Consider the following 15,673-nt stretch of genomic DNA (forward strand, 5'->3'; position numbering starts at 1 on the left):
GCGACCCTGCGGCGGGCCGGCCGGGCACCCGCCTCACCCCCTCCACCCCGGCCCCGCCTCACACTCCCCGCCCCCACCCCGTGCGCCACGCGTAACCCCCCGCCCGCCCGGCCCGTGACGGCGGGGAAATCCGGGGTTTCTAGGCTGCTGGTACGTGGTGTCGGGCGAGGTGGGCGGAAGCGGGGTCGTGGTGGACGGCGGTGGAGTGCGTACGGTCTGTTCGTACTGCGGGGTCGGGTGCGGGATCGTGCTCGACGGGCGCCGGGACGCCGAGGCGCGGCGCGGAGTCGGCGAGGCGCCCGGGGACGCCCCCCACCGGAGCATCGAGGTCTCCGGGGACAAGGCGCACCCCGCCAATCTCGGGCGCCTGTGCACCAAGGGGGCGACCAGCGCCGACATGATGGCCGCGCCGGGACGGCTCGGGCGGGCCCTCGTGCGCGGCGAGCGCGGCGGGCGGGCGGTCGAGACGGATGTCGACGAGGCCGTCGCGGACGTCGCCGCCCGGCTGCGGGCCGTCCTGGACGCACACGGCCCCGACGCGCTGTCCTTCTACGTCTCCGGCCAGATGTCCCTGGAGGCCCAGTATCTGGCGAACAAGCTGGCCAAGGGGTTCGTACGGACGAAGCACATCGAGTCCAACTCCCGTCTGTGCATGGCCTCCGCGGCCTCCGGCTACAAGCTGTCGCTCGGGGCGGACGGCCCGCCCGGCTCGTACCAGGACTTCGACCACGCGGACGCGTTCCTCGTCATCGGCGCCAACATGGCCGACTGCCATCCCGTCCTCTTCCTGCGCATGATGGACCGGGTCAAGTCGGCCGGGGCCAGACTCATCGTCGTCGACCCCCGGCGCACCGCCACCGCCGACAAGGCCGACCTCTTCCTGCGGATCAGGCCCGGTACCGATCTCGCCCTCCTCAACGGCCTCCTGCACCTCCTCGTCGCGAACGGGCACACCGACGACGCCTTCATCGCCGAGTTCACCGACGGCTGGGCGGACATGCCCGGCTTCCTCGCGGACTACCCGCCGGACAGGGTCGCCGAGATCACCGGCCTGGCCGAGGAGGACATCCGGCAGGCGGCACGCTGGATCGGCGAGGCCGGCGCGTGGATGAGCTGCTGGACGATGGGGCTCAACCAGTCGACCCACGGCACCTGGAACACCAACGCCCTGGTCGATCTGCACCTCGCGACCGGCGCCATCTGCCGCCCCGGCGCCGGCCCCTTCTCGCTCACCGGCCAGCCCAACGCCATGGGCGGGCGCGAGATGGGTTACATGGGCCCGGGCCTGCCCGGACAGCGCTCGGTGCTCGTCGACGCCGAGCGCGCCTTCGTCGAGGAGCTGTGGCAGATACCCGGGGGCACCCTGCGCACGGACGTCGCGGGCGGCACCGTCGAGATGTTCGAGCGGCTGGCCACCGGGGACATCAAGGCCTGCTGGATCATCTGCACCAACCCCGTCGCCTCCGTCGCCAACCGCCGGACCGTCATCGCGGGTCTCGAAGCCGCCGAACTCGTCATCACCCAGGATGTGTTCGCCGAAACCGAGACCAACGCCTATGCCGACGTCGTCCTGCCCGCGACCCTGTGGGCCGAGTCCGACGGGGTCATGGTCAACTCCGAGCGCAACCTGACGCTCAGCCGCCGGTACGTCGACCCACCCCAACAGGCCCTGCCCGACTGGCAGTTGATCGCCAAGGTCGCCTGCGCGATGGGGTTCTCCGCCGGCTTCACCTACGCCTCGTCCGAGGAGGTCTTCGAGGAGCTCAAGCAGGCCTGGAACCCCAGGACCGGCTGGGACCTCCGGGGCGTGACGTACGAGCGGCTGCGCGGCACCCCCGTCCAGTGGCCCGCGGCGAGCGCCGACGGCCCCGACCGCAACCCCGTCCGGTACGTCAACGACGGGGTCAGCCAGGACCTCCTGGAGCGCCCGGACGGCACCCGGCCCCGGCTCGCCTTCCCCACCGCGAACGGGCGGGCCCAGTTCTTCGCCCGGCCGCACCTTCCGGCGGCCGAACTCCCCGACCGGGAGCACCCGTTCATCCTCAACACCGGCCGTCTCCAGCATCAGTGGCACACCCTGACCAAGACGGGGAAGGTCGCCCGGCTCACCAAACTCGACCCCGGCCCGTTCGTCGAGGTCCACCCCGAGGACGCCGCCGCCCTGGGGGTCGGGGAGGGCGACCGTCTGGAGGTCGTCTCACGGCGCGGGCGGGCTGTGCTGCCCGCCCGGCTCACCGACCGGGTCCGGCAGGGCGAATGCTTCGCCCCGTTCCACTGGAACGACCTGTTCGGCGAGCACCTCAGCGTCAACGCCGTCACCAACGACGCGGTCGATCCCCTCTCCCTCCAGCCGGAGTTCAAGGTGTGCGCCGTCTCCCTGGCCCGCGTCACCGCACCCGTCCCCACCCCACCGGAAGAGCCGGGGGCGGCCACGGCTCCGGGAGCGCCGGAAGGAGGGGCCGTGGCAGCCCAACTCGCCTCTCTTGAGCGCCTGTTCGGCGTCCGCGACGCCACCCCCGCACCGCTCACCGAACCCGAGCGGCGCTATCTGTCCGGCTTCCTCTCCGGGCTCGCCCTCGCCCCGCCCGACGGGCGCGTGCCCGTGCTGCCGCCCGGAGCGCCCCTCGACCCGGACCGGGCGCTGTGGGTCGACGGCGCCCTGGCCGGCCTCTTCTCGCGGGCCGCCCCGGCGGCGAGCGCTCCCCGCGCCCCCGCGGCTCCGTCCCGGCGCCTGCTCATCCTGTGGGCCTCGCAGACCGGCACCGCGGAGGCGTTCGCCGGGGCCGCCGCCGCGCGCCTCTCGGCGGCGGGCCGCGCGCCCGAGCTGCTCCCCATGGCGGAGGCGACCCCCGACCGTCTCGCCGCCGCTCCCGCCCCGGACGTGCTCGTCGTCACCAGCACCTTCGGCGACGGCGAAGCCCCGGACAACGGGGCCGAGTTCTGGCAGGCGCTCGCCGACCCCCAGGCGGCCCGGCTGGACGGAATCCGGTACGCGGTGCTCGCGTTCGGCGACTCCTCCTACGCCGACTTCTGCGGTCACGGCCGCCGCATCGACCAGCGCCTCGACGAACTCGGCGCCGCCCGCCTGCTGCCCCGCGCCGACTGCGAACCCGACTACGCGGAGGCCGCCGAACGCTGGCTCGGCGAGGTCTCGGCCGCCCTCGCCGAGGACCGGGCCACCGGAGCGGCGCCGGCCGCGCGCAGGACCGCGTACACGAAGGCCTCGCCCTTCGCCACGCTCCTGGTCGGCAACAGGCTGCTCAGCGGCCCCGGTTCGCAGAAGGAGGTGCGGCAGTTCGCCCTGGACACCCGGGAGGGCGAGCTCGCCTACGAGGCGGGGGACGCGCTCGGCATCCGGCCGGTCAACAGCCCGGGCCTGGTCGCCGAGTGGCTGGCCCTCACCGGTCTCGACCCCGAGGAGCCGGTGGAGGCCGGCGAGCCGGGCGAGCGCCTTCGGCTGCCGCTCGAAGAGGCGCTGCGCACCCGCCTCGACCTCACCCGGACATCCACCGACCTGCTCCGGTTCATCGTCGAGCGCACCGGCGCCCACGAGCTCAAGCGGCTCCTTCGCCCGGACAACAAGGACGCGCTGGCGAAGTGGAGTTGGGGCCGGCAGGCGGCGGACGTGGTCGGCGCGCACCCGGTGCGCGCGTCCGCGGCCGACTGGACCGACGTCCTCAAACCCCTTCAGCCCCGCCTGTACTCCGTCTCGTCCAGCCCGCTCGTCCACCCGGGCGAGGTGCGCCTGACCGTGTCCGTCGTCCGCTACACCAACGGCCTCGGCCGCGACCGCAAGGGCGTCTGCTCGACCTATCTGGCCGACTGCGCGGACGACGGCCCGGTGCAGGTCTTCGTGCGGCGCTCCGCGCACTTCCGCCCGCCCGCCGACCCGGCAACGCCCATGATCATGGTCGGCCCCGGCACCGGCGTGGCGCCCTTCATCGGCTTCCTCGAAGACCGCGCGGCCCGCGGCCACACCGGCCCCAACTGGCTCTTCTTCGGCGAGCAGCGCGCGGCGACGGACTTCTACCACCGCGAGGACCTGGCGGCGTACGTCTCCTCCGGCCATCTCACCCGGCTCGACCTGGCCTTCTCGCGCGACCAGCGCAACAAGGTCTACGTCCAGGACCGCATGCGCGAACACGGGCCGCGCCTGTGGCAGTGGCTCCGGGACGGCGCCCACTTCTACGTCTGCGGCGACGCCTCCCGCATGGCCAAGGACGTCGACTCGGCCCTCAGGGAGATCGTGGCGCTGCACGGCGGCCTGCCCGAGGACGAGGCGGCGGCGTACGTGCGGCGGCTCGCCACGGACAAGCGCTATGTCCGGGACGTCTACTGAGCGGGCCGCCGCCCACCGTGCCGCGCGCCGCCGGCCGGGCCGCGCGGGCGGCTCAGGGCGCCGCCAGCTCCGGCGGGCAGCCCGTGCCACGGGGGATGCTGTACGGGGCGGCCACGTGGTACGTGCCCGGCTTCGGCGCGAGGAGTTCGGTCCACTCGTCGCCCGAGGCGGTCGGCGCCGACTTGCGCAGGCAGCCGTTCGGGTTGGTGTACTCCTTCCGACCGTGGCCGCGGAGCTTGGACTCCGGGGTCTCCTGCGGCGGCACCACACCGTCGCCCTTGTCGTCGACCAGCTTCAGCCACGGCGAGTACGGGATGCGGATCAGGATCGTGCCCGGCGAGCGGACGTCCACGGTGACCTCGCCCTCGCCGGCGTGCTTGACCGTGGCGGGCGGGTCCGCGAGCGGGGTCGGGTTGTCGACGGCGAAGAGCCGCCAGTGCTCGTTCGACCACACCTGCTTCAGGTACGGCAGCCCCTGCTCGATCAGCTTGCCCTCCTGCACCGCGCCGTTGCGGTCGGCCGGGCCGAGCGGCAGCACCACGTACCGCACCGCCCAGCGGTCCAGCCAGGCGTGGTAGTTGTCCGCGTTCAGGGTGTCGTCGTAGAACAGCGGATTGCGCTGCATGTCCGCCTGGCGGTTCCAGCCGCGGGCGAGGTTGACGTACGGGGTGAACGCGGAGGCCTCGCGATGGCTGGAGGCGGGGACCACTTCGACCCGCCCGGTCGCGGCGTCGAGCCCCTGCAACTGGTCGACCAGGGGAGCCAGATCGCGTGCCCAGGTCGCGGCGGGGGCGGTGTGCACGATGTCGTCCACCGACTTGAAGCCGATCCACCCGTTGAGTCCGACGAAGGCGAGCACCACCGCGTACCACTTGCGGGACTTCGGCACCGTGTACGGCAGCGCGGCCAGGAGCAGCACGCCGGCGAACAGCATCGCGAGCCGGGTGATGTTGGAGCCGATCTGCGAGTTGATCGCGAAGCAGAGCAGCACCCCGACCCCGTACACCAGGGCGGCCGTGCGGACCGTCCGCCAGTCCTTCGGGACGAGGAAGAAGATGAGGGCCGCGAAGAGGAACGGCCCGGAGGTGGTGGCCAGCGACATCGGCTGGGTGCCCGAGAACGGGAACAGCCAGGCCGACAGGGCCACCACGGCGACCGGCGGCAGGCCGATCGCGTACGCGCCGGGGCGACGCTTGTTGAGGAACAGGGCGGCCGCGACGATGCCGAGGAAGAGTCCGGCGACCGGGCTGCTCGCGGTGGCGAGGGCGGCACAGGGCGCGGCCACGGCGGCCTTCGGCCAGCGGTTCTCGCGCTTGTTGTGCGGCCAGCAGAACACCGCGGCCACCGCGCCGAGCGCGAACATGGTGCCGAGCCCGAAGGTCACCCGGCCCGACATGGCGTTGCACAGGAAGGCGAACAGCGCGGCGAAGGAGCAGGCCAGCGGATTGCGGACGGCCTTCACGCGCACCAGGATCAGCGCGGTGAGCCCGGCCGAGACGGTCCCGGCGATCATCATCGTCGTCCGGACGCCGAGCACCGACATGAGATACGGCGAGACCACGCTGTAGGAGACCGGGTGCATCCCGCCGTACCAGGCCAGGTTGTACGCGGACTCCGGGTTGCGGCCGACGAACTCGGTCCAGGCGTCCTGCGCCGCGAGGTCGCCGCCGCTGTTGGCGAAGAGGAAGAACCAGAGGATGTGCGTGGCGGCCGCGACCGCCGTCACGAACGCGACGGGGTGCCGCTTGGGCCAGGAGTCCGGTCCGAGCCGTATTCGCGACAGCCGGGACGTTCCGGCCGGGCCGGAACCGGCGTCGGGTGCGGGGGCGCCGGAGCCCGAGGTGCCCGCGGCGTCCGGCCCGTTGTCGGCGTCCGGCCCGGGCCCGGCGGGGCTCGTGCGCGTACGCGCGCTCGACGTGCTCGTACGCGCGGTGCTGTCGGCGCGGGTGGGCGTCGGCTCAGCGGTGGTCACTGCGGCTCTCCCGGCTCACGCTGTCTCACCTGGCATGCGCGACCCTGTGCAATTGCACACGGTCCGCGCGGGGGCCGTCCGGCCGGCCCTTGCTCATGGATTGCTGGGTCCGGAAGTCTCTCCGGAAATTCTGCCCCGATTCCAAGGACGCCGTCCCCGCGTCCCCAGTTGCCCGAAGCTAGCACGAGGGCGCCCCGCAGGTCGGGGCGCCCTCGACGCGCTCGCGGCGGTCAGCCCAGTCGGGTGAGCTTGTCGCCCGTACCCGGCTCGGCCAGCGCGGTCTTCAGCTGGACCGGCGCGGTCAGCTTTCCGTTGCCGGTGCCGATGGACAGCTCGCCGACGACGTCGCCCGCCTCCGCGGTGTGCGGGACGGGCTTGCCGCCGTTGCCCAGGGCGACCTCGACCTTCAGGCCCGGCCAGCCGACCGCCTTGAGGTCCTTGGCGGCCACGACCGGGGTCTTCCCGCCGAGCCCGTCGTCCACGTACCCGACGACATCGCCCTTCTTGACGACGGTCGCCGAGGTCACGGCGTTCTGCACGGACTTGATCAGCGTGTAGCTGCTGTTGATCGCGGCCTTCAGCTTGTTGTCGAGCGTGGTGCCGGTCCGCTGGCCCATCACGACGCCGTAGATCCGCTGGTTCTTGCCGTCGACGATCGTGTCGGCCGCCCACAGCAGGTTCCCGCCGGCCGGTGTCGAGGAGCCGGTCTTGATGCCGCTGACACCCGGCTTGAGCAGGATCGTGTTGTTGTTGTAGATCATCGAGTCGATGCCCGGGATCTTGATCTGGGGCGTGTTGACGATGCCCCGGAACACGTCGTTCTGCATGACCGCCTGGGCCAGCTTGAGCTGGTCGGTCGGCGTGGAGACCGTGGTCTCCTTCAGACCGCTGGGGTCGGTGTACGTCGTGTTGGTCATGCCGAGCGACTTCGCGGCGTCGTTCATCTTCGCGATGAACGCCTCCTCGCTGCCCGCGTCCCAACGGGCCAGCAGCCGGGCCGCGTTGTTGCCGGACGGGATCATCAGCAGTTCGAGCATCTGCTTCTCGGTGAACTGCTGGTTCTTGCGGATCGGCGCCGTCGACTCGTCGGGCTTCTTCGCGTCGTCCTCGGCCTGCTGGTCGACGGTGATCTTGTCGCCCTCCTGCTTCCCGCTGATCGGGTGGCCCTTGAGGATCACGTAAGCCGTCATCGTCTTGGCCACGCTCGCCAGCGGCGCGGGCTTCTGCTCCCCGTGCGTGCCGATGGTGCCCACGCCGTCCACGGCGACCGCCGACTGGCCCTCGGCGGGCCACGGCAGGTTGAGCGTGCCCCCGTCGAAGGAGTACGTCGCCGACGAGGTGAGGGTCAGCTTCGGGTCGGGCAGCGGACGCATGATCTGTACGACCGCAAAGACGACCAGGAGCAGCAGGACCAGCGGAGTCCAGATCTTGAAGCGCCGCACCGTGGAGCGGACCGCGGTCTGCGCCGGGGGCGGGGTGTTCGTCAGCTCGGCAAGCAGGTCGAGCGGGGGCTTCGGCGGCAGCGGCTGCTGCCGCGTCCGCTCGGCGCGGTCCGGTGCGGGTCCGGTGGCGCTCGGGGCCGGCGCCGCGCCGAAGGCGGCGGGCGGCGGCGGGGTCACCTTGGGCGCCTCGGGCCGCCTGGCGGGGGTCCCGGGCTTCTTCGTGCCGGTCCCCGCGTCGTCCGAGCGCAGCGGCACGAACTGGCTGGTCCGCTCGGCGGCCCGCTCCCCGGTGCGCTCGGCCTCGGGCTCCCGCTGGGGTGCGGGCAGCTTGAGCATGGCCGTCGGCTGGTCGACGGCCGGGGGCTTCGGGGCCTTGAAGACGGCGGTGGGGTGATCGATGCCTTCGCCCGCCCCGGGCTTGTCCGCCCCGGCGGACCCACCGGCCACGGCGGTCCCGGCAGCCTCGGGCGCCTTCGCGGCTTCGGGCACCTTGGGGGCGTCGGCCGCCCTGGCGGCGTCGCTCGTCTTGGCGGCGCCGGACGTCTTCGCGGGCCCGGGCTTGTCCGCCGCGGAGGCCTTGTCCGCTTCGGAGGCCTTGTCCGCTTCGGAGGCCTTGTCCGCCCCGGAGGCCTTGTCTGCCCCGGAGGCGTCGCCCGGCTTCGCGGCGTCGGCCGCCTTCGCCTGTTCGGGCTTGGCGGCGTCCTTGGGCTCGGGCTCGGCCGGGGACTCGGGCTCGGCGGGGCTCGGCGCCGCGGCAGCATCCGTCGCCGCGGCGGCCTTTTCCGGCTCGGCGGAGGCATCCTTCGTCGCGGCGGCCTTCTCCGGCTCGGCGGAGGCATCCGAGGAGCCGCTCTCCTCGTCGGCGGACGCGTCGGCGCCGGAGGTGTCCTCGACCGGGGCGCCGGAGCCCGGCGCGGCCGGGGACTCCTCGGCCTTGCTGCCCGGCTCGGCGGGCTTCGCCGGCTTCTCGGCACCCTCGGCCTCGGCGACAGCGTTGTCCGCCTTCGACTCGCGCGGCGCGGAGTCCGGCGCGGGATCGGCCGTCCTGTCGTCCGCGTCCTGGTCGACCCAGGCCGCGACCGCCGCGCGGAGCCGGGAGTCGCCGTCTTCCTGGCGCGGGGCCCGGAAGACCGCGGTCGCCTGGTCCACGGAACCCGAACCGGCCCCGGAACCGTTGGCCGACCGGGCGGCGTCCTCCCCCGTGCCGGACGAACCCGACGACTGCTGCTGCTCCGACTTGTCGGGGGACTCGCCCGCCACCGATGCCTCCTCCAGACGCCGGGTGGCGTCATTCGAAACTGTCCGAACCATGTACCAGTGTCCCGTGTGCCGGGTAGGCCCCCGCGGCTAGACGAGAACGACATACCTGTCGGTTCCCGTACGAACCGCCCAGGCGCTCTCGACAGATGAATGTGAGAGGGGTCACCCTGTCATTCATCCACGCGGGGAGGCATGGATGGGCAGGAGCCGCAGAACTATTCCGGAAGAGCTGTTGCTGCTCGCTCTGGACCCGGCCACGGGTACCACAGCGCAGCCGCAGTCGCTCGACCTCGGCCTCGCCGGAGCACAGCTAGTGGAGCTGGCTCTGGCAGGACGGATAGCCCCAGACGGGGATCGTATCGCCGTGGTGATGGCACGGCCGACAGGAGATCCGACCTTGGACTCCGCACTGGAACTGCTGCGCAGGCGCGGCAGCCCGGTACGGGCCGTCCACTGGATCGGCGGACCCCGCCTCGGGCTCCGCCAGATTTACCTCGCGCACCTGGAGCGCTGCGGCATGGTCCATGCCGTGTCGGGCCAGATGTGCGGGGTGCTGCCGACGACCCGCTACCAAGCGACGGAGACAGCGATCAGCCGGGACATCAGGGCCCGGCTGGACAGTGCGATCCGCACCGGCGTACCGCCGGACCCGCGGACCGCGGCGCTCGCCGCGCTGGCCCACGCAGTCGGGCTCGGCAAGCACCTGTACCCCGGCAACGAGGGGCGGTCATCGCGCTCCCGGCTAAGGGACCTGATCAGGCACGACCCCATGGGCGGTCTCGTCGCGCACGCCGTGATGGACGTCCAGAACGGTGTGGCCGCTCAGCCGCGCCGCAACGGCCAGGCCGGCACCGCCGCGCCGGACCCCGGGAGTCGCCACGCGGCGGCGGCCGGCGTCCCGATGCAGCCGCATCACGGGGTGATGGCCAGGGCCGTGGCTCACCACTAGCGGAACCGGCACCAGACACCACCGGCACCAGTAGTCGCACCACCGCCGCACCGACGTCCCCATGACCCGGTTCGGGAGCCGCATCCAGGAACGCGCGGGGCTGTCCCAACAGCCCCGCGCGTTCGCATAGTCGCTGTGTGTGGCCATTTTCCAGCGCGTGCCGGGATGTTGGTGGCAGTCTGCTGAGCAGAAGAACAGAAGAGCCGTGAGCCGGAGGTGCGTTACCCGTGGCGTCCAACGTCAATCCCACCGTCAGGCGGCGCCGACTGGGCCAGGAGCTGCGCAGACTCCGCGAGCTGAAGGGCATGACGGCCGAAGAGGTCGCCGAGCGCCTGCTGGTGTCCCAGTCGAAGATCAGCCGCCTGGAGAACGGCCGCCGTTCGATCAGCCAGCGCGATGTGCGCGATCTGTGCGGGGTCTACGAGGTCGAGGACCACCGGATCGTCGACTCGCTGATGCAGATGGCCAAGGACTCCCGCCAGCAGGGCTGGTGGCACGCCTTCGGCGACATCCCGTACAGCGTCTACATCGGTCTGGAGCCGGACGCGGCGAGTCTGCGCGTCTACGATCCGCAGGTCGTGCCCGGGCTGCTGCAGACCCGGCAGTACGCGGAATCCCTCATCGCGGGGGCGCTGCCGGAGACCGCCCCGACCGACGTCGAGAAGCGGGTCAACGTCCGCCTGCGACGGCAGGAGCGGGTGAAGGCGACGGAGAACCCCCTGCGCCTGTGGGTGGTCATCGACGAGGCGGCGCTGCGCCGCAGGGTCGGTGACAAGCAGCTGATGATCGACCAGCTGGAATTCCTCATCGACCAGTCCCAACTCCCGCACGTCACCGTGCAGGTGCTGCCGTTCAGCATGGGCGCGCATCCGGGAATCAACGGCCAGTACGCGATTCTGGAATTTCCGGACGCCTCGGACTCCAGCGTCGTCTACATCGAGGGCGTCACCAGCGACCTCTACCTGGAAAAGGCCAATGATGTCCAGAAATACAGCGTGATGTACGAGCACTTGAGGGCGCAGGCGCTGAATGTGGACCAGACCCGGGAATTCATTACGAAGGTCGCCAAGGAATACGCCGACGGCACGGCAGGCTGATCGAGGCGCGGCACGGTACACCCCACGCGTACCGCGATGGAAGAGCCAACCGGAATATGCCATCCGGTCGAGTGAATGGCCCCCGCACACTACGAGACCTGCGAGTAGCGTCGATCACGTCAACGAAGACCGTTGGGCGGGAACGACCAACTGGCAGGAATCGGAGCGATCATGGCCATTCTTCAGGGCGCCACGGACACTTGGACGAAGTCCTCGTACTCCACCGGAAACGGCGCATGTGTCGAAGTCAAGTCCCCCGAGACGCACGCCATCGCCGTGCGGGACTCCAAAGTGACCGCGGGCCCCTCGATCTCCTTCGCCCCCGGCGCGTGGAACGCGTTCGTGGCCGAGGTGACCCGGGACTCCCTCAGCTGACGACCGCCGCAGCCATCGTGATACCCGTCTTATCGACAAGAGCCCTCTCGACTGGTCCGCCGTCCCGGCCGAGGGGGCTCGGCCATGCCCGCGGCACCGGACCCGCTAGCGGAGTTCGTCCACGTAGCGGTCGGTGCCCGGCACGGTGGGAAGGAACGGCGCCGCCAACTCCAGCCTCCCCAGACCCGTTTCGGCCACCGCGGCGTCGAGTCCGGTGAAGTGGTCCGCCCAGACCTCGCGCGGATCCCGCTCCAGGAACCAGAGGAGCGTGAGCCGGGTGCCGACGCCCTCGACCTGCTTCACATACGTCATGCGGTCGCCCGGCAGCGGGGTCGGCCGGAACACGGTCACCATCGCCGCGGGCCCCCCGGAAAGCCGCCGGGGCAGCTCCTTCGAGCGCAGCCACTCCAGCAACTCCGGCCGGGCGTCGGCGCTTTCGGCGTCGACGACCTGGAGGACCAGGCCCGCGTAGGGGTGGTCGAGGGCGTGGTAGTCGCGCGGGCCGGCCGCGCCGTCGCGGTAGACGGTCGCCTCGTGGTCCTGGAACGCGGTGAAGACGTGGGTGCGGTCCTGATAGACCCGGCCGTCGCGGTTGAGGCGCTTGTTGATGCCGACGGTCCACTTCATGTGCTCGTCGTAGCGCCCGTCGGTGATCCAGTACGTCGAGAGGTAGCAGCCCGCGCCGACCGGCTGGGCGATCGCGGACTTCTCCGGGTAGCGCAGCTCCTGGAGCTCGCGAGTGGCGACCCAGCGGCGTCCCGCGTACATCCAGGGCATGGCCATCGCGCCGGCGTAGTAGTGGTCGTCCTCGTACCAGCGGTTGTAGGCGTACTCGTGCCCCGGGTGCGGCTCCACCATGGTGATCAGCGCGTGCCCCGGGCGCACCCCGTAGGGGCCCACCGACGCCAGCTCCGCGTACGCCCCGGGCCGTGTGTCCTCCGTCATGCCGCATCCCTTCCTTCCGTCACCGGACGCCCTTACTCTGACGCCCCGTCAGAAGATGTGCCAGAGCCGGGAGGCGACCGGATGTTGCTGAGTGGGAAGACCGTCATCGTGTCCGGGGTCGGGGCCGGGCTCGGGCACCAGGTCGCCGCCGCCGTGGTGCGCGACGGGGGCAACGCGGTGCTCGGCGCACGCACCGCGGCCAACCTCGCCAAGTCCGCGGCCGAGATCGACCCGGACGGCACCCGCACCGCCCACCTGCCGACCGACATCACCGACGAGTCCCAGTGCGAGGCGCTCGCCGCGCTCGCCGTGGAGCGCTTCGGCGCGGTCGACGCGGTCGTCCATGTCGCCGCCTGGGACAGCTACTTCGGCGGGCTTCGGGACGCGGACTTCGCCACCTGGCAGCAGGTCATCGACGTGAACCTGCTCGGCACCCTGCGCATGACCCGGGCCTGCCTGCCCGCGCTCAAGGCGCGCGGCGGCTCGGTGGTCGTCATCGGCACGCAGTCGTCGGTGGCGGCGCCCTCCCAGGTGTGGCAGGCGGCGTACGCGGCGTCCAAGGGGGCGCTCACCTCCGCGATGTACTCCATGGCGCGCGAGCTCGGCCCGGACCGGATACGGGTCAACACGGTGCTGCCGGGCTGGATGTGGGGGCCGCCGGTGCAGGCGTACGTGCAGTTCACCGCGCACACCGAGGGCGTGCCGGAGGAGGAGGTGCTCGGGCGGCTCACCGAACGTATGGCACTGCCGGAGCTGGCCACGGACGGCGATGTGGCGGACGCCGTGGTCTTCCTGGCGTCGGACCGGGCCCGCGCGATCACCGGCCAGTCGCTCCTGGTGAACGCCGGCGAGCTGATGCGGTGACCGACGAGCACCGCAACTGATGGACGAACAAAGCCAGTTGGGCCTGCTTTCCCGACCGCACGGGACCCGCATCCCGTGCGGTCGTTCGCGTCTGTACGCGCCGGGGTGGCGGAGTCTGACGAAGCGCCCGCCCATCGTGTGGCTGCCGTCACATGCGCGACAACACCCTCAAGGGTAAAGATGGAGCAAAACCGTTCGGCTTCATGACCGTCGTTCATATCCATGACCGGCAGATGTCTTGACCGGCCCCTCGGGCAAGGGGTTCAATCCCCCAAGTCCCCGCTCCCGCACGGGGCGCCGCTGAACCGGACCACTGACGAAGGCATCCGAGTTCCTCGACGTCGTTCAGCGACGTTCACAAGGCGGACCCCTGGGAGGGGGCACATGAACAGTCTCGACTGGGCCGTGCTCATCGGTTACTTCGGCGTGATGGTCGCGATCGGCATCTGGTCCCACAGGCGGGTCGACAACGTCTCCGACTTCTTCACCGCCGGCGGCAGGATGCCGTGGTGGCTGTCCGGCATCTCGCACCACATGTCCGGCTACAGCGCGGTGATGTTCACCGGTTACGCCGGCATCGCCTACCAGTACGGCGTCACGTCGTTCGTGACCTGGTCCTTCCCGATAGCCGTCGGCATCGGCATCGGCGCCAAGCTCTTCGCGCCCCGGCTCAACCGGCTGCGCTCCAGGCTCCTGGTGGCCTCCCCGCTCGAATACCTCAAGAACCGCTACAACGTCTCCACCCAGCAGGCGCTGGCCTGGTCCGGGCTGCTTCTGAAGATCGTCGACGTGGGCGCCAAGTGGGCGGCGATCGCCACCCTGCTGTCGGTGTTCACCGGCATCTCGATCACCCAGGGCATCTTCATCACGGGCTGCATCACCGCCGTGTACTGCACGGTCGGCGGCCTGTGGGCCGACGCGCTCACCGAACTCGGCCAGTTCGTCATCCAGTTGTTCGCCGGGCTCGCGATGCTGATCGCCGTCATGGGCAAGCTGGACGGCGTCTCCACGCTGTGGACGGTGTGGGACAAGCTGCCCAGCGGCCACGGCCACGCCACCGCCGGCCCGTACACCGTCACGTTCCTGATGGCGTTCCTCTTCATCAAGACCTTCGAGTACAACGGCGGCATGTGGAACCAGGCCCAGCGCTACATGGCCACCGACTCGGCCCGCTCGGCGACCCGTTCGGCCTGGCTGTCCGCGGTCCTGTGGGCGGTGTGGCCGACCGTGCTCTTCTTCCCGATGTGGTGCGCGCCGCTGCTCGTGCACGCCAAGAAGCCCGACGGGTCGGACAGTTACGCCCTGATGACCGAGACGCTGCTGCCGCACGGCATGCTCGGCCTGGTAGTCGTCGGCTTCTTCTCGCACACGATGGCCATGTGCTCGTCGGACGCCAATGCCATCGCGGCCGTCTTCACCCGGGACATCATGCCCGTCCTGTCGAAGTCGGCCCGGGCCTGGAACGCGCGCGCGGGGCTGGTCGCCGCGCGGCTGTCGACGCTCGTCTTCCTCGGCCTGTCGATGACGGTCGCCACCCAGGTCAGCTCGCCCGCGTTCAAGGACATCATCACCGTGGTGATCAAGTGGGTGGCCGGACTCATGGGACCGATCGCGATCCCGTTCATGCTCGGCCTGCTCAAGTCGTTCCGCAGGTCCGGTCCGACGGCGGCGCTCACCAGCTGGGCGGCCGGGCTGCTCGCGTTCTTCTTCGTCAACTACGACCTGGACGGCTCGCAGAAGACCGATGTGGCCCTGCAGTGGCAGGTGTCGGTGCCGCTCGCGATCTCACTGGTCCTGTACGTCGTGGTCGGCCTGCTCAAACCGGAGGACACCCCGGGGCGGGACGCGCTGCTCGCGCTCGTCAACTCCGATGGGGACGGGCCGGGTTCGGGTCAGCCGACGATGTCGGGCTCGTCGTCCGCGGAGCCCGCGCCGGAGTCCGAGACCGAGTCCGCGCCAGAGCCGTCGTCGCCGCCGGTCGCCGGGTAGGCCGCGTCGCGGTGCGGGCCCCAGCGGTCCCACTCGACCTGCCCGTCCTCGTCGCGCTGCGGCGGACAGTGCTGGCCGTCGGCGTCCTCGCGCTCGTCCATCACCATGTCGTCGACGGCCTGCTGGGCGTCCCGGGCGTCGTACGGAGGGAGTTCGTCGCCGCGTGCCGAGGGGTCGGTGAAGGCGGGCTCGTCCTCGTTCTGGACGTACTGGGACTGCTCGGTGTCGTCGGAGGGGGCCGCGTGCGAGGATCCGGCGCCGGTACCGAGCAGCGCGAGAGCGATCAGCGGAGCCGTGAACCAGCGGGCCGCCAGGGGGCGGCGGCCGCACGCGGTGCGGGCGGAGGGAAACGGGGTCATGACGACGACACTGGCGAACCCCCTCGCGTGCGCGCGAGGGACACGCGGCATTTGAGCCATTCCTTCGTCCTTACGAGTGGTT

The 15,673-nt window shown here is 71.4% G+C and carries 10 protein-coding genes; 6 read left to right on the forward strand and 4 right to left on the reverse strand.

Going from position 1 to position 15,673, the window contains the following annotated elements; all coding sequences use genetic code 11:
* Window positions 1–154: 154 nt before the first annotated feature.
* Window positions 155–4,339, forward strand: coding sequence for a bifunctional nitrate reductase/sulfite reductase flavoprotein subunit alpha (locus IE267_RS15390; protein WP_229861194.1), 4,185 nt, complete (start codon window positions 155–157; stop codon window positions 4,337–4,339).
* A gap of 52 nt (window positions 4,340–4,391) precedes the next feature.
* Here the strand turns inward: IE267_RS15390 and IE267_RS15395 are convergent, their stop codons facing one another.
* On the reverse strand, window positions 4,392–6,311 hold the full coding sequence (locus IE267_RS15395) for a DUF8823 domain-containing protein (protein ID WP_189763605.1): 1,920 nt from the start codon (window positions 6,309–6,311) through the stop codon (window positions 4,392–4,394).
* Window positions 6,312–6,541: 230 nt separating this feature from the next.
* Window positions 6,542–9,064 (reverse strand): serine hydrolase, encoded by a 2,523-nt coding sequence (locus IE267_RS15400; RefSeq protein ID WP_229861197.1) that lies wholly within the window; start codon window positions 9,062–9,064, stop codon window positions 6,542–6,544.
* Between the two features lie 145 nt (window positions 9,065–9,209).
* Between IE267_RS15400 and IE267_RS15405 the strand changes: the two genes are divergently transcribed.
* From IE267_RS15405 to IE267_RS15415, 3 genes are all read left to right on the forward strand, one after another.
* Window positions 9,210–9,962 carry a GOLPH3/VPS74 family protein gene (locus IE267_RS15405; RefSeq protein WP_161249872.1) on the forward strand — a complete coding sequence of 251 codons (753 nt, stop codon included), beginning with the start codon at window positions 9,210–9,212 and terminating at the stop codon, window positions 9,960–9,962.
* 227 nt (window positions 9,963–10,189) lie between these two features.
* Window positions 10,190–11,059, forward strand: coding sequence for a helix-turn-helix domain-containing protein (locus IE267_RS15410; RefSeq protein WP_189763606.1), 870 nt, complete (start codon window positions 10,190–10,192; stop codon window positions 11,057–11,059).
* 171 nt (window positions 11,060–11,230) lie between these two features.
* A complete protein-coding gene (locus IE267_RS15415) occupies window positions 11,231–11,434 on the forward strand; it encodes a DUF397 domain-containing protein (RefSeq protein ID WP_100574276.1) in 204 nt (67 codons plus the stop codon).
* A gap of 105 nt (window positions 11,435–11,539) precedes the next feature.
* Here IE267_RS15415 and IE267_RS15420 read toward each other — a convergent pair whose 3' ends face one another.
* Complete coding sequence (locus tag IE267_RS15420) at window positions 11,540–12,379, reverse strand: hypothetical protein (protein WP_161249868.1); 840 nt, start codon at window positions 12,377–12,379, stop codon at window positions 11,540–11,542.
* 81 nt (window positions 12,380–12,460) lie between these two features.
* Here IE267_RS15420 and IE267_RS15425 point away from each other — a divergent pair, with 81 nt between their 5' ends.
* Together IE267_RS15425 and IE267_RS15430 are read left to right on the forward strand one after the other, a co-directional pair.
* Entirely contained in the window at window positions 12,461–13,243 is a 783-nt protein-coding gene (locus IE267_RS15425) for an SDR family oxidoreductase (RefSeq protein WP_167159200.1), read from the forward strand.
* Window positions 13,244–13,627: 384 nt separating this feature from the next.
* A complete protein-coding gene (locus IE267_RS15430; protein ID WP_167159198.1) occupies window positions 13,628–15,232 on the forward strand; it encodes a sodium:solute symporter family protein in 1,605 nt (534 codons plus the stop codon).
* On the opposite strand, the gene IE267_RS15435 is transcribed toward IE267_RS15430, so the two are convergent.
* Complete coding sequence (locus IE267_RS15435) at window positions 15,136–15,642, reverse strand: hypothetical protein (protein WP_189763607.1); 507 nt, start codon at window positions 15,640–15,642, stop codon at window positions 15,136–15,138. The genes IE267_RS15430 and IE267_RS15435 overlap by 97 nt on opposite strands.
* Window positions 15,643–15,673: the final 31 nt, after the last annotated feature.

Source organism: Streptomyces xanthochromogenes (assembly GCF_014650455.1).
Lineage (GTDB): Bacteria > Actinomycetota > Actinomycetes > Streptomycetales > Streptomycetaceae > Streptomyces > Streptomyces xanthochromogenes.

What these genes read in the sequence shown, in the direction of transcription:
- IE267_RS15400 (WP_229861197.1), bottom strand. Translation starts at nt 9,064, where the DNA reads ATGGTTCGGACAGTTTCGAATGACGCCACCCGGCGTCTGGAGGAGGCA.
- IE267_RS15405 (WP_161249872.1), top strand. Translation starts at nt 9,210, where the DNA reads ATGGGCAGGAGCCGCAGAACTATTCCGGAAGAGCTGTTGCTGCTCGCT.
- IE267_RS15415 (WP_100574276.1), top strand. Translation starts at nt 11,231, where the DNA reads ATGGCCATTCTTCAGGGCGCCACGGACACTTGGACGAAGTCCTCGTAC.
- IE267_RS15420 (WP_161249868.1), bottom strand. Translation starts at nt 12,379, where the DNA reads ATGACGGAGGACACACGGCCCGGGGCGTACGCGGAGCTGGCGTCGGTG.
- IE267_RS15425 (WP_167159200.1), top strand. Translation starts at nt 12,461, where the DNA reads ATGTTGCTGAGTGGGAAGACCGTCATCGTGTCCGGGGTCGGGGCCGGG.
- IE267_RS15430 (WP_167159198.1), top strand. Translation starts at nt 13,628, where the DNA reads ATGAACAGTCTCGACTGGGCCGTGCTCATCGGTTACTTCGGCGTGATG.
- IE267_RS15435 (WP_189763607.1), bottom strand. Translation starts at nt 15,642, where the DNA reads ATGCCGCGTGTCCCTCGCGCGCACGCGAGGGGGTTCGCCAGTGTCGTC.